At 44.1% G+C, this 14,578-nt stretch carries 15 protein-coding genes; 10 read left to right on the top strand and 5 right to left on the bottom strand.

The genetic code is table 11. From position 1 onward, the window contains the following. Position 1: 1 nt before the first annotated feature. From pstB to ACXAFM_RS05415, 3 genes are all read left to right on the top strand, one after another. A complete protein-coding gene (gene pstB / locus ACXAFM_RS05425; RefSeq protein WP_474833754.1) occupies positions 2-808 on the top strand; it encodes a phosphate ABC transporter ATP-binding protein PstB in 807 nt (268 codons plus the stop codon). Between the two features lie 150 nt (positions 809-958). After that, the gene (gene phoU, locus ACXAFM_RS05420) at positions 959-1,675 is read left to right on the top strand and encodes a phosphate signaling complex protein PhoU (RefSeq protein ID WP_014948403.1); all 717 of its coding nucleotides are present in this window, start codon (positions 959-961) and stop codon (positions 1,673-1,675) included. A 340-nt stretch (positions 1,676-2,015) separates the two neighbouring features. Beyond that, complete coding sequence (locus tag ACXAFM_RS05415) at positions 2,016-3,287, top strand: inorganic phosphate transporter (RefSeq protein WP_474827616.1); 1,272 nt, start codon at positions 2,016-2,018, stop codon at positions 3,285-3,287. Between the two features lie 203 nt (positions 3,288-3,490). On the opposite strand, the gene ACXAFM_RS05410 is transcribed toward ACXAFM_RS05415, so the two are convergent. Next, positions 3,491-4,468: a universal stress protein gene (locus tag ACXAFM_RS05410; RefSeq protein WP_474827612.1), complete on the bottom strand. Its 978-nt coding sequence runs from the start codon at positions 4,466-4,468 to the stop codon at positions 3,491-3,493. A 334-nt stretch (positions 4,469-4,802) separates the two neighbouring features. Between ACXAFM_RS05410 and ACXAFM_RS05405 the strand changes: the two genes are divergently transcribed. From ACXAFM_RS05405 to ACXAFM_RS05390, 4 genes are all read left to right on the top strand, one after another. Beyond that, positions 4,803-5,711 (top strand): LysR substrate-binding domain-containing protein, encoded by a 909-nt coding sequence (locus ACXAFM_RS05405; protein WP_474833752.1) that lies wholly within the window; start codon positions 4,803-4,805, stop codon positions 5,709-5,711. Between the two features lie 268 nt (positions 5,712-5,979). Continuing rightward, positions 5,980-6,510 (top strand): RNA polymerase sigma factor, encoded by a 531-nt coding sequence (locus ACXAFM_RS05400; protein ID WP_474827608.1) that lies wholly within the window; start codon positions 5,980-5,982, stop codon positions 6,508-6,510. Continuing rightward, the gene (locus ACXAFM_RS05395) at positions 6,510-7,268 is read left to right on the top strand and encodes a hypothetical protein (protein ID WP_474827606.1); all 759 of its coding nucleotides are present in this window, start codon (positions 6,510-6,512) and stop codon (positions 7,266-7,268) included. Before ACXAFM_RS05400 ends, ACXAFM_RS05395 begins: the two co-directional genes overlap by 1 nt. A 17-nt stretch (positions 7,269-7,285) precedes the next feature. Next, on the top strand, positions 7,286-8,227 hold the full coding sequence (locus ACXAFM_RS05390) for a hypothetical protein (protein ID WP_474833750.1): 942 nt from the start codon (positions 7,286-7,288) through the stop codon (positions 8,225-8,227). 111 nt (positions 8,228-8,338) lie between these two features. On the opposite strand, the gene ACXAFM_RS05385 is transcribed toward ACXAFM_RS05390, so the two are convergent. The 3 genes from ACXAFM_RS05385 to ACXAFM_RS05375 form a co-directional block, all read right to left on the bottom strand. Beyond that, a complete protein-coding gene (locus tag ACXAFM_RS05385; protein ID WP_474833748.1) occupies positions 8,339-8,854 on the bottom strand; it encodes a protein-tyrosine phosphatase family protein in 516 nt (171 codons plus the stop codon). A gap of 24 nt (positions 8,855-8,878) precedes the next feature. Beyond that, positions 8,879-9,535, bottom strand: a complete 657-nt coding sequence (gene trhA, locus ACXAFM_RS05380) for a PAQR family membrane homeostasis protein TrhA (RefSeq protein ID WP_474833746.1) — start codon at positions 9,533-9,535, stop codon at positions 8,879-8,881. 153 nt (positions 9,536-9,688) lie between these two features. Next, positions 9,689-10,129, bottom strand: coding sequence for a MarR family winged helix-turn-helix transcriptional regulator (locus tag ACXAFM_RS05375; protein ID WP_474833744.1), 441 nt, complete (start codon positions 10,127-10,129; stop codon positions 9,689-9,691). Positions 10,130-10,267: 138 nt separating this feature from the next. On the opposite strand from ACXAFM_RS05375, the gene ACXAFM_RS05370 reads away from it, so the two are divergent. The 3 genes from ACXAFM_RS05370 to ACXAFM_RS05360 all read left to right on the top strand — a co-directional run bounded on the left by ACXAFM_RS05370 (position 10,268) and on the right by ACXAFM_RS05360 (position 13,698). After that, entirely contained in the window at positions 10,268-10,696 is a 429-nt protein-coding gene (locus ACXAFM_RS05370) for an organic hydroperoxide resistance protein (RefSeq protein WP_474833742.1), read from the top strand. A gap of 272 nt (positions 10,697-10,968) precedes the next feature. After that, positions 10,969-12,915 carry a M1 family metallopeptidase gene (locus ACXAFM_RS05365; RefSeq protein WP_474833740.1) on the top strand — a complete coding sequence of 649 codons (1,947 nt, stop codon included), beginning with the start codon at positions 10,969-10,971 and terminating at the stop codon, positions 12,913-12,915. Positions 12,916-13,161: 246 nt separating this feature from the next. Continuing rightward, positions 13,162-13,698 (top strand): peroxiredoxin-like family protein, encoded by a 537-nt coding sequence (locus ACXAFM_RS05360; RefSeq protein ID WP_474833738.1) that lies wholly within the window; start codon positions 13,162-13,164, stop codon positions 13,696-13,698. Between the two features lie 132 nt (positions 13,699-13,830). On the opposite strand, the gene ACXAFM_RS05355 is transcribed toward ACXAFM_RS05360, so the two are convergent. Then, entirely contained in the window at positions 13,831-14,433 is a 603-nt protein-coding gene (locus ACXAFM_RS05355) for a YigZ family protein (RefSeq protein ID WP_474833736.1), read from the bottom strand. Positions 14,434-14,578: the final 145 nt, after the last annotated feature.

Below are 14,578 nucleotides of genomic sequence, written 5' to 3'. Positions count from 1 at the left end.
CATGTTGAAGTTGTTTGAACACAATACGTTAAACGTTAACGACATTAGTGAAACACAAACCGCGGTAGAGGTGAAAAACCTTAACCTATGGTTTGGTAGTAAGCATGTGTTAAATGACATCAGCATGCGAATACCTAAAAACAAAATAACGGCGTTAATCGGGCAAAGTGGCTGCGGCAAGTCAACGCTCATCAGCTGTTTCAATCGTCTGAACGATTTGTATGACGGTTGCAAATATGATGGTGAAATTGTTATTGATGGCCGAAACATCAATGGCCGCAAAGTAAACGTGTCTCGTCTTAGAACAAATGTGGGTATGGTCTTTCAACGTCCGAACCCCTTTCCCATGAGCATTTATGAAAACGTGTGTTATGGGCTAAAGCTGCAGGGCGTGAAGGTTCGCAGACACTTAGACGACGCCGTTGAAAGCGCATTAAAACAAGCGGCGCTCTGGGATGAGGTAAAAGATCGCCTGTTTGAATCTGCCCATGTTTTGTCTGGCGGTCAGCAGCAGCGCTTGGTTATTGCAAGAGCACTGGCGTTGAAGCCCGATATTCTGCTTCTTGATGAACCCACCTCAGCCCTTGACCCATTAACCACACTTTTTATCGAAGAGCTTATGGAGGCATTAAAGAAACAATGCACCATTATTATCGTGACGCACAACATGCAGCAAGCGGCTCGGGTAAGCGACTATACCGCCTTTTTCCATCAGGGTAGGCTGATAGAATATGCTGATAGCGACACGCTGTTTACTATGCCAGAGAAGAAACAAACCGAAGACTACATAACGGGGCGTTATGGATAACCAGGCTGTGGACACGTCTTCCAACGTGGACTTACGCCGTAACGCTATAATTTGTTTTGGCGTTGCTGCGTGTTACCAGCGCGTAGCAATGGGCGTTGGCTCCTTGTATTGCCGTTATCCATTCAGCTTGAGCCGTAAAGGGGAATCACTATGCGACAGGTAGCGTTAAATACGCATATCTCGGGTACGTTTAATATCGAGTTAGAAAACTTGCGTAACTCGGTATTAACCATGGGAGGTGAAGTTGAACAGCAGCTGGTCGATACCTTAAAAGCAGTGAAGCACAATCACGCTGCTTTGGCTGAAAAAGTGGTGTTGAACGACCTGAAAATTAACTCCATGGAAATTCAAATTGATGAAGAGTGCTTACGCATTATTGCGAAACGCCATCCCACTGCTAGCGATCTGCGTTTAATTATGACGATTTCCAAAGCCATTACCGATATTGAACGTATGGGCGATGAAATCGAGCGTATCGCCAAGCTGGTAACGCGCAATAAGTTACCTAGCTCAGATACAATCAAAAGCAGTATGCTGCTTATTGGTGAGAGGGTTGCCGCCATGATGCGCGGCACATTTGACGCTTTTGCCCGTCAGGATGAAGCAGCAGCACTAGAGGTGTACGATCAAGACAACCGCATTGACAGTGAATACAAGCGTCTGCTGTCGTATACCACCTCTGAAATGCAAAAAAGTACCGACGATATGCAGGATTGGCTAGATGTATTGTGGGCAATGCGCTCGCTAGAGCGAATCGGTGATAGATGTAAAAACGTGTGTGAGTATGTTGTTTACCTTACTCGCGGTACAGATGTTAGGCATACGCCGCTGGAAAATATGCAGCAAAAATTGGAAGATTTGACGTAATCCTGTCCAAATGGTCAGTGCGATTTTGCGTATTAATACCCCAACATGGGTGTTTGTGAAATTTATTTGTCATAAAACTGAAATATTTGGTGGATTTATCATCGCATTCAAATAATTCCGTATACTTTTATCGTTTTTCAGTGATTTTCGCTATGGCTTCTAACATGATTACGTTATCATGCGCCGCAGCCAAGAACAGATCGTGCAAAATTTAATCGAACCATATGATAAAACACAATTTGTCTTTAACTTCATTCTCTAGCCTTTGTGGTGAAGAGATCATGCTACTTACTCAAGTAGCGTCCAGCCTAAATCGCGTTTAGATCGGGAGCGATTATCCGTGGAATTTTTTGAAAGTTATGGCCTAATTCTTATAATCCTTGCCGCTGGCGTTGGTTTCGTCATGGCATGGGGTATTGGAGCGAATGACGTTGCCAACGCAATGGGTACGTCAGTAGGTTCTAAAGCTTTAACCATTAAACAAGCCATTATCATTGCAATGATATTTGAGTTTGCTGGCGCCTACCTAGCTGGTGGCGAAGTAACATCTACCATTCGAAAAGGGATTATCGACTCAACCTTCTTTATAGATATACCTGAATACTTAGTATTAGGCATGATTTCGTCACTACTCGCGGCTGGAATCTGGCTAGCAGTAGCGTCATGGTTGGGTTGGCCTGTATCTACAACGCACTCTATTATCGGTGCCATTATCGGCTTTACGGCAACTGGCGTCAGTATGGACGCGGTGGCGTGGGATAAAGTGGGCGGTATTGTAGGTAGTTGGGTCGTTACCCCTGCTATATCAGGTATTATTGCTTATCTTATCTTTATGAGCGCGCACAAGCTCATCTTCCAAACTGCCTCCCCGTTTGCCAATGCTAAGCGTTATGTACCCTTCTACATGGCATTAGCAGGCTTTGTGATGTCGCTTGTAACCATTAAGAAAGGCCTAAAACACGTTGGTTTGGAGCTAAGCGCCGTCAACGGATATCTATTGGCTATTGGTATTGCCGTAGCGTTGGGCTTCTTGGGTAAATGGTTTATCGGCCGTATGAAGTTCAGCGGTTCGGAAGATGCAGACTTACAAGCGGCTAACGTTGAAAAAGTATTCGCATTGCTGATGGTTGTAACAGCCTGCTGTATGGCATTTGCCCATGGCTCTAACGACGTAGCTAATGCGATTGGCCCTCTTGCGGCTGTAGTAAGTGTCGTTACCAGCGGTGGTGAAATTAACTCAAGCACAACACTTGCTTGGTGGATTTTACCATTAGGTGGGTTAGGTATTGTTGCCGGCCTTGCGTTATTTGGACATCGCGTAATTAAAACCATAGGTCAAGGTATTACGCACTTAACGCCAAGTCGCGGTTTTGCAGCAGAGCTTGCTGCAGCTTGTACGGTGGTTATCGCATCAGGTACAGGTTTACCTATTTCGACTACACAAACACTGGTTGGCGCAGTATTAGGTGTTGGTCTGGCACGTGGCGTATCAGCACTTAACCTAGGCATCGTGAGAAATATCGTCGTATCGTGGATTGTTACTTTGCCTGCGGGCGCAATTCTTTCGATCATCTTCTTCTTTATTCTTAAAGCGTCGTTTGGCGTAGCATAGAACATAGCGTTTCCAAACGTTCGTATTAAGCGAAAAGAAATAAAAAAGGCCGTGCTTTAAGTGAAGCACGGCCTTTTTGTTGTCTTTACTCTTTGTTGTGTCAGCTTGATGTAGAACCACTATACCTGCGGCAACACGCCGCGATTACGAACATTTTAACTCTCGCAGAGTGGGTAACTATCTATGCGGACTGGTATAACAGTCTAATCAATAGAGATAGGTGTTTCAAAGCCACGGGGTTTAACGCCGACCACGGCACACTTAAGCTGATGAATCGTTTCTTCAGCCGTATCACCCATTATATAGCCAGGAACACCTAAACGTGCCACTGTACCCATCACAATAATGTCGGTATCAAGCGATGTGGTAGTAGCTGCAATTTCTCTTCTAGGATAACCGTGAACAATGTGTTTCTGAGGCTTTAAGTACTCTAATACGTTATCATCGAGTTCATTACCCAGTTCTTCAAGCAGCCTGTCTAGTTCAGCTTCACGTTCGGCATGAATTTTAGCAAGATCAGTTTCCATTCTATCGTTATCGACAGTAATAAAACCGTCTCTGGCGATATTTTCAGGAACCGCATCAAAAACGTGAACAATGTGTAGCTGTGCAAACTCTAGCAGAGCTATCTGGCTAGCGTGACGTAAAATGTCGCGGTTAAGGTCGCGCCTAATTGATACTTCATGCTGAGGGTAGTGATAATTCAAATCCAGCGCGGCCACGACGTTTTTGTACTGACTGCGAGGCTTGTGATTAATGATCCAAACCGGGCAGGGGCACTTGCGGAATAAGCGCATATCTAAGCTTCCGAATAACTTATCTAGAAAGCTTTCTTCAGCGCGTTTAATCACTAAGTCGATATTATTCTTCTGTACGTAGCGTACAACATCAATAAGTGGTTGTCCGACCGTTACCGCGGTAGATACAGGATAGTGTTTGCCCCAGCTTTCCGCTTGTTCTTTTAACCAGTGCTGGGCTTGGGTTTCCATGGTTTGCTGAGAATCAACGTAAGAGAAAGACTCCATGACCATACTGGCGTTGGGCGGCAAAGATTCTAGCGAAAGCATAATGGTAAGAGAAGCTTGATGTGCTTTGGCGATATGCAGTGCTTGGGCAACCGTATCATCTTGTCGATGAGAATCGCTCAATACACACAAAATGTTTTTATAATGTCCTTTCATACTGCCCTCAATGGTTTATCGCTCTATTAGCTAGATCATTCAAAAGCGAGTCTTACTTCGCTGAAAAAATGTGACGGTTATTGCGGTTTAATTTAATCCTAACGCTACTTGTGGGGGCTTTCCAGCAAGAAACACCAATTTCTTAAAAGCTTCTTATAGTTTGCAAAGTAAAAGGCAAGCTCACCTTCATTTAGAGCCTGCTTGATATATATGGATGCAGATGAAACAAGGTAGTATTGGTTAACTAAGCGCTACAACTCTAGGCGCTTTTTAATCTTTATGTTAGATTAATCCAATATTTTTTAATCCCTTTTTAAATAATTGTGAGATGCCCATGAAATGGCCTAATCTTAAGCACCTGCACTATTTAGTGACGCTACATCAAGAGCAACATTTTCACCGTGCTGCCCAGCGCTGTAACGTAAGTCAGTCAACATTGAGTACGGCCATTCAGAACCTTGAAGAGCACTTCGGAAGCCAACTTCTTGAGCGTGAACATAAAACCTTTGTGTTTACGTCTTTGGGACTAGATATTGTTGAACGCAGTAAAGTGCTGCTACAAGAAGCCAATGAACTGGTGGAGTACGCGCAAAATGCGGGTAATTGGCAACGAGGCACATTAAAGTTAGGTGTTATTCCTACCATCGCGCCGTTTCTTTTTGAAGGCATGATAGGGGCGTTCTCTGCGTTTCTGCCCGAGATCAATTTAGAAATGCAGGAAGACACCACAGAGAAGTTACTTCAGCAGTTGACCGACGGCAGATTAGACTTACTGATCTTAGCGCTGCCAATGGAAACTCCTGGGTGTAAACAAATGGTCTTGGGGCACGACCCGTTTCATCTGATAGCTCACGAAAATATAGCCGAGCAATTGCCTAACCCTGTGGATATTTCAACCTTGCCTAAAAAGAGTATCTTTTTACTTCAGCAAGAACACTGTATGACCGGCCACGCAGTGAGTGCGTGTAACCTTCAGCATAGTGACCAAATTAGCAGCGTGGCAGCAAGCAGTCTCCATACATTGGTGCAACTAGCGAACAGTAAAATGGGCTACACCTTCTTACCTGAACTTGCGATAAACCAATCTATTCTTGAACACACTGGTCTTAAGAGCTTCCCCGCTGAAGAGCAGGGGTTTCGTGAGATTGGCTTAGTATGGCGTTCGGGCACTACACGTATGCAGCTGTTTCGTCGTATAGGTGAAATTATCTCGCCCCTGCTGCCAAAGCCAACGTTAAAATAGTCTTGGCGCAGAGCGCGCTACCTTTCGTATTTAGCTAAAGCGGTTGAACTCTTGTGCTCAGCCGCTTTTCTATTGCCGACATCAATTATTGTCTTGGTTGTCCCTAAAAAGAGTTCCCCATCCTTTATCTATGCGGATTGGTATAAAGCACTGTTTCAGTGGGCTTATTCCCTAAAGAGCAATTTATTTATCAATTAAACAAACTTTTTTGCAAAGCTTATCGACTTAATGGTTAAGTAAATAACAAAGCGTAAAAACGGGGAATGGCGTGTTTAAAAAACGAGATGAAAAACTCGTGGAACAGGCATTAAAGGGTAATAAAAAAGCGTGGTTTACGCTTATATCTCGCTACGAAACCGCTATGTATCAATACGGTATTCGAATGACAGGGAATAGCCATGATGCAGCAGATTTGATGCAGGAGATTTTTATCTCTGTGTTTCGCAGTCTTGCCTGTTTTAAAGGTAAGGGCAGTTTTAAAAGTTGGCTCTATCGCATTGCCCACTGTCGCTGCGTTGAACTATATCGCAAGCGAAAGCCGCATTCTGACATTGACGATATACAGGCCCCACTTTGCAGTGCGCCATGCCCTGAAATGCAGCTTTATAGCGATAGAGAGAGTAGAGCGTTAACGCAGGCTATGCAGACCCTACCTTTGGGCCAAAAGGCTGTGGTGGAATTGAAATTCTTCGGTCATTTCACGTTTGAAGAAATTGCACAGCAAATGGATATCTCAGTAAATACCGCTAAGTCGCGACTTTACGCAGCCTTAGCAAAGTTGAAGTTGGAGTTGGAATAATGACCTTATATGACAAAGAAGCCTTATTCTCAGCTTATCTGGACAACTCGCTCGATAGCGAGCAGGAAAAGCAGTTTAACGCGTTGTGTGATTCAGATGCTGAGTTCGCGCTAGCGGTAGAAAATAGCGCTCGTTTGAACAGCGCAAGTGCAAGCTTCGTTGCTCCGGCACTTCCCCAATGGGACAAAGAACAGACCTTTTTTAAAAAAGATGAACCACGTTCGCTGTCGTCTTGGTTTAGCTTGCCGTCGTGTGCCATGGCCATGTCGGCGTGTGCGCTATTAGCCGTACTCACCGGTGCAAAGCTGTCGTATAACGATAACGGTATAGCGCTTACGTTTTCAAACAAAAGCGCCAACACAGTGGATGAAATGGTTGAGCAGCGCGTGACGCAAGAAGTTGCTAAAGCTTTAGGTGAGCAACGTGATTTCTATCAACAAGCAAACCAAACACTGTTCAAAGAATACGCTCAGGCGCTATCTACACAGCAGCAACAAAGTAGTGCAGAGCTTACCAAGTACTTGTTAGCGTCGAGCAGAGAAGAGCGTAAACACGACTTTGCCGAGCTTATCAAATTTATCAACGAGCAGCGTATTGACGATCAAAGATTCTATGCACGCCAATTTACGCGTCTACAGGATGAAATTGATGACATTGAAATAGGGTACAGCGCGGTAAGTTTATCTAACAGCCGTTCTGAAGTGCCATTAACCATGCCGTATGAAACAAACAATCCACAGTCGTCGCTAGATGATTAATGTAATTAGGTGAAATTATGAAACGTTTATTAACTGCTTTACTACTTTGCTCTGCTGCTGGTGGTCTTGCGAACGCACAAAGTGCGCAAAAATATGACACGCTATCGAATGAATTAGAAATAATGTCAGGGGTACTCAAAACGTCCTTACGACAAAATGCCGCGACAGATTCTTGGAGAGTGAGTCAAATTGAAACTAGCTATCTCGCGGGGCAGGGGGCAGTATTTACTTTTTCGGTGAGAGGGCAAAGTGGTAACTGGGTGCGAGAGATAGAAACACTGGTAGAAGGTTTGGTTGGTGCTGTACCACCTGCACCGCCTGCACCACCAGTCCCGTCTGTAAATTCGTTTAGTGATGTAGATGACATAGTGTTTGAAGCAGCCAGAGAGTGGGAAGCTTACGCAGAAGAAACCAGCCATCGTTTTTCTCAGGCATTTGCTGACAACAACAGTCGCTTACGGGACCTACGCAACATGCAGCGTGAACTTGCTTGGGAAGCAAGAGAAGTAGAACGTGAATTGCGAGATATTACCTTTGAATTGCGTCACGCAGACGAGGCGCGAAAAAAAGAATTACTCGCGCAAAAAGAGCAGTCTGGAGAGCAGCTTAAGCAATTAGAAGCGAAGGAAAAAAGCATGAAGGACGAGCTCAAAGCAATTGAGAAAGAGCAGACTAAACAAATGGAGGCGCGAAAAGCACAGCAGCAGCAAGCTTATAAAACGTTTCTGGCTGGTTTTGAGTCGGGCATGAGCGAGACCCTATGCCGATTTGGCTCAGGCTTACGGGGTCTGCCGGAAAATGAACACATCAGCATGGTGCTAAAAGATTTCGAAATGGGCGAAAGTCGAGAGCGCAAGGATCGGATTTACGTATTCACTCGTGCTGATATAGTGCGCTGTGTGCAAGAAAAAATTGATGCGAATAAACTTCTTACCAACGCTAACATTTATCAATTTTAAACAAAAAGATAGGGCGCTGTTGGTAACAGTTAGCCTAAACGCTTTGATTGATTAAAACATATCGCGCGCCTAGATTGACTAAATTGTTAAGAAGGGTGCGTTTTTTATCGCCTAGATTTTAGGCGCAATATGCCCCAATTCTGCAGCCCATGTGAGCTCGGATCGTTTAAGGTTATTTGCCGCACTAGCGCCAAAGCTGTGTAGCGCATTGTAAGCGCTATTAGATGGAACACGGCAATAGTGGCAAAGTGCATAGAACAAAAGACTACAGCGGTGCTGCGAACCGTCACAGTGTAAATACATCTTAGCTCCCTCAGTCAGCATTTGAGACAACTCATGAAGGTATTGATGTAGATGAACATCTTCGGTGGGGGACTCTGACGACGGGTGTAAAAAGGGAACCCATAACCACTCTAACCCAGCCGCAATGGAACGGTCCCGAATAACCGGTGCATTTTCTTCACTGGTCTGTACCGTGGCAATGTGAGTTACGCCAAGTGATTTAAGTCTTTCAAAATCACTTTCAACTGGTTTCTTACCAAGGCATATATGCCCAGCACGCAGAGAAAACCACGCGATATTCGGTTTTGCTGTTGTACTGTCTTCTTGTTTCTCAGCTTCTTGCATAGCTGCGTTATCTAAAACCTTTTGTTAAACGACGAAATAATAAATAGAAAAATAATGGCAACTGCATCCACCAATGACGAATAAATGCCAAATTGCATGGGTATACTTTACCTTTTTTGCCACATAAAAGCACACGCCTACGCTGAAACACAGCCCGCCTGCTACCAGTAACCAGAGTCCAGCGCCTGGCAGGGCGACGTAGAGTGGGTAAATAAGACCTAGAGCAATCCATCCCATTAATAGGTAGGTCATTACCGACACTTTTGGAAACCGGTGCTGAGCAATAAGTTTAAACGCGACGCCACCAAGCGCTAAGCTCCAAATAATAGCAGTCATGGTAATACCTAAGACGCCACCAATTGAAACCAAGAGTAAAGGTGTGTAAGTACCTGCTATCAATAAATATATTGCACTATGGTCGAATAACTTAAGCCACCCCTTAGCTTTGTGGTGCGAAATTGCATGGTAAAGCGTAGAGCTTAAAAAAACGAGGATAAGGGTTGAGCCATAAATGGCGGCTGTGGTTAGCGCTAATGTATCTTCAGCGCGGTACAGCATAAATATTAAACCCACGATAGCCGCAATAAAGCCAATGCCGTGAGTAATACTATTCAGCCACTCTTCTAAAACGGAGTAAGCTTTGGCAGAAATAGCTTTCGTTTGTTCCTTTATGTCTGTCATCACGTCTCCTGTTTTGTAATCAGTAGAAATATGCGCACCTCTTAATTATCTATTGGCATATCTATGACAATTATAGCGCACACTTGTTCGCTGAATGTGAAAATATTAACAGAAAACGTAAATAGTTTAATGACGATAAGATTACAAAGGGACTCATAAATCGGTGTTTTCGAAACAGCCTCCCAATTTATCCAGAAGGTGTTTTAATGTTCTACTTTCTTCTGTACTCATACCATTGAACTTGCAAAGCATTTGCGCGGGTACTTCTTCTGCTATGGCTTTCTGTTCCTTACCCATTTTTGTGAGCTGTACGCGCTTAACGCGTTTGTCTACCTTATCTTTAGTCACCACTAAAAAGCCCTTTTCTTCCAGCTTTTTTAAGATCAAAGACATGGCACCACCGTCAATCACTGTTTTTTCAAGAAGCTCAGCAATAGTGATGTCATCGGTTTCCCACAGAGCCATTAAGGTTACGTATTGAGGGTAGGTAATATCTAACGCTTTAAGAAGTGGGCGGTAAGCGCGAGTGAATGCATTCGACAGCGTGTAAAAACGATGGCAAAGCTGATTTTCCAACTTTAATAATTCTGACATGACACTTGATCCTTACTAATACTGCTAGCTGAATGCTATTTATATTTTGCATACAAAGTACTTGATCTGCAACTGAGTTCGGTGTTAATTTATTTTGCGTGCAAAATAAATTAACAGTTGATTATTGAGGAGAGCAACATGCATAAGCTTCAACAAGTCGTTTATACCGGAACCGCAACAGCAACCGGTGGTCGCGAAGGTACAGCAAAATCTAGCGATGGTAATTTAGACCTTAAATTGTCTACACCTAAAGCGCTGGGTGGCGCTGGTGGTGAAGGTACTAACCCTGAGCAAATGTTTGCGGCAGGCTATTCGGCGTGCTTTATTGGTGCGTTAAAGCATGTGGCTGCATCGCAAAAGATAAAGCTAGCTGATGACATTAGCGTAACGGGTGACGTTTCAATTGGCCCTATCGAGCAAGGTTTTGCTATAGCGGTTAAATTAACGGTAGATTTAGGTGATATGGACAAAGCACAAGCGCAAAGCTTAGTCGATACTGCTCATCAGGTATGCCCATATTCAAATGCGACCCGTGGAAACATTGAAGTAGAAATTACCTTAGCGTAATCGTAAGGTAGCAGATTCTACAATTGCGCCCGCCTTAGCGGGCGCAATTATATGTGTTGAACACTTCTACCCTTTGAAAGCTAAGCGGCTGTTTCCAGCGTTAGGCTAAAGCAAATGATACTGAAATGATGCATCAAATTTCACTGTACGGTTATAGAAATATAAGGTTTTGAATTATAGCGCACGTAAATAGCAGTTCTTCGAATTAGAGTCGCCAGCCATATAACAGATTGATACACTGAGATCGTATCAATCATCCTTTAGGAAGTTATATGAAAAAATACGGATTACTGGCTACATTCGTATGCGCGCCTGTTTTGTTCGCATGCAGCGACAACAGCAATGTAGACGCAGCCAAGACAGATAATGATCAAGCCGTCAGCGTTGGCTCAGATTCTAACACTGAAGCACAAACAACTTCGGTAGAAAATCACGCCGATGCAACTATCGCCTCTGGGGTAGATTACCACTCCTTCGCGAACCCTAATGAGGTTCGGGTTACCCATCTCAGCCTAAACTTAACTGCAAATTTTGAGACCAAGCAGCTTGTTGGCGACGTAACGCTTGATGTAAAGCGTGAAAAGCCCGACAACAATACCTTGGTGTTAGATACGCGCGCTTTAAATATTCAAAGCGTTACGGTTGATGGTGAAAGCGTGCCCTTTGAAATGGGGGAGATTGACCCTGATTTAGGTACACCGCTTACGATTACACTACCTAGTACCGCAAACGCAGTAACGGTTGCGTATTCAACCTCACCTGAAGCGTCTGGCGTACAATGGTTAACGCCAGCGCAAACGGCGGGTAAAAAGCACCCGTTCCTGTTTACCCAAGCGCAAGCGGTTCACGCGCGAAGCTTTATTCCGCTTCAAGACTCACCGCAAGTACGCGTAACCTATGACGCGACTATTAAAACACCTGAAGCCCTGCTAGCAGTGATGAGTGCGTCGAACGACCCTACCACCGAGCGAGACGGTGAATATGAGTTCAACATGCCACAGCCTATTCCTTCGTATCTTATTGCGTTGGCCATAGGTGATTTAGAATTTAAAGCCATGGGCGAGCGAACCGGCGTGTATGCTGAGCCTGCGCTACTTGAAAGTGCAGCGAAAGAATTTGAAGACACTGAGGCGATGTTAGAAGTAACAGAAGAAACCTATGGGCCTTACCAGTGGGACCGTTACGATCTATTAATTCTACCGCCGTCATTCCCGTTTGGCGGTATGGAAAACCCTCGTTTGTCGTTTATCACGCCAACGGTTATCGCGGGTGATAAAAGCTTGGTTTCATTGATTGCTCATGAACTGGCGCACAGCTGGTCTGGTAACACGGTAACAAACGCTACGTGGCGTGATCTGTGGTTAAACGAGGGCTTCACAACCTACTTAACTTACCGAATTATGGAAATGATCTACGGTCACGATCGTTTCAAAAAAGAAGCGGTGCTGGGTTATCAAGACCTGGAGAATGATGTTGCTGCATTAGAGGAAAATGATGAGATCCTGGCTATCGACCTTCGTGGTCGCAACCCAGACGATGTTTTCTCGAATATCCCTTACGAAAAAGGGGCGCTCTTCTTGCGTGAAATAGAACAGAAGATTGGTCGAGAGAACTTCGACGCGTTCTTGATGCAATACTTCAAAGACTTTGCCTTTAAGAGCATTACTACCGACACCTTTATCGCTTATTTAGACGACACGTTATTGAAGCAGTACCCAGATAAGCTAGACGCGGAGCGCATTCAAACGTGGATTTTTGAACCAGGCATTCCCGAGGGAGCGCCACAGCCAGAATCTGATGCCTTCACTAAAATTGATGAAACACGAAGCGCTTGGCTTTCTGGCGACGTGAAAGCGGCGGATATTGAAACCGCGCAGTGGACAGTGCACGAGTGGCTATATTTTCTAAACAACATGCCTGAATCGCTAAGCAACGCACAGCTGGCTGAGCTAGATTCAGCGTTTTCACTCACCTCGACTAAAAACAACGAAATTGCTCATAGTTGGTTGATGATCGCAGTAGAGAATAACTATCAGCCTGCCTATGATCGTTTGTATAGCTACTTGGTGTCGATAGGGCGCAATAAGCTTGTTAAGCCCCTTTATCGCGAGCTATCAAAAACACCTGAAGGCAAGGCGTTTGCTAAACGCGCATTTGAAGAAGCGAAACCGGGCTATCACCCACTTACAGTGAAAGCTAATGAAGGCTATGTGAATTAATCATCAGTCGTTCTGTTAAGTTAGTAACAATTAAAGCAGCGCATTAGGCGCTGCTTTCTTATTTATAGCAAGAGCAATACTTATACATAAAGAATTGAACGATTGTTCAAAAGGGCGATCTTAAAGTTAGGACAAGCGTACTAACGTTTACCTAGTGTCGTTTACCTAGTGTAATTCAAGTGTAGCTGAGCAGCTTACTTGCTAGCCGCACGCTGAAGGATTTGAATTAATCGTTAAGGAGTTTTTATGTATACACAAAAGATGCACCCAGCTACTACTTTTCCTGAAGTAAAGGTAACGCTATCAACTGGCGAAACTATATCGCTGGCAGACAAGGGCGACGGATGTGACTGGAAAATGGTAGTGGTATACCGTGGTAAGCATTGCCCGATTTGTACCAAATACTTAAACAAACTTGAAGATTTTACGGGTCGACTACGCGAGCTTAATATTGATGTTGTTGCAGTAAGCGGCGACAGTAGAGCTCAGCTCGAAGAGCATTTGGACGATTTGTCGATAAACTTTCCCATTGCGTACGGATTGTCGCAAAGTGATATGGAAAAGCTAGGGTTATATATTTCTGAGCCTCGTTCAGAAAAAGAAACGGATCATAACTTTGCTGAGCCTGCCTTGTTTGTGCTTAACGGAGATAATGAAATTCATATTGCTGAAATTGCTAACGCGCCTTTTGTTCGCCCCGATTTAGAGCAGCTTGTATCTGGTCTAGAGTTTATTCGAAACCCAGAGAATAACTACCCTATACGCGGCACGTTTAAAGGTTAGGATTAACGAGTCAATAATATTAATATGCCGTAAAAAGTAAGGCTCTAGTGTTTACTAGAGCCTTTTTTATTTACGTGCTAAAAAAACTATAGCTACTTATGAAGTTATTGCTAGCTTCTAATTTTCTAGAGCTCACTCGTTTTTAGCAGATATTGAAAAAGCAATGGGGGCCATTTGCTTTCTAAAATCACTTAGTGCATCTAAAGGTAGCTCAACATCTATTTGTACACTGCTTCCATAGCTGCAGTTGGCAATTTTGCCTTCAGCTTGTTCCACTAAATGACGGACGAATTGCTCATGTTTGAAATCAATGTCTACACAAACCGGTTCTAGTTTTATTTCTTCTCTAACTTCAAGAGCGTCAATGGCTTGCTGAGCAGCAGCAGAATACGCTCGAACCAGTCCTCCAGCCCCTAATTTAACCCCGCCAAAATACCGCGTAACAATGATCATGATATCGCCGATATCTTTGTGCTGAAGTACGTTTAAGATAGGTTTTCCTGCTGTGCCGCTAGGTTCGCCGTCATCAGCCATGGCCGCCCTAGTGGGCGCGTTAGGGTTTCCGAAGGTATAGGCCCAGCAGTGGTGTCTGGCGTCGGGATATTGTTGTTTAACGCTTTCTAAAAGCGCCATTGCACTTTCACGAGAGTTAGCAAAGCCAGCGCAAGCAATGAATTTACTTTTTTTGATTTCGTACAGGGTTTCAACCTGTTTAGCGGGAACGGGATAAGTCATCAGCACATTGTAAGCTATGACTATTTTTTATTTAAGTCAAATAAGTTCAGTCGAGTATTCTACTTGTTCAAATAACAGATTGTTTGTAGATATGAAAAATAGTGGTGCCTTATCCATTGGGCTTAATTCCGTCAAGAATGGTTGA

The organism is Alteromonas sp. ABD4_190 (assembly GCF_056160105.1).
This window is presented reverse-complemented; position numbering and strand designations above follow the sequence as displayed.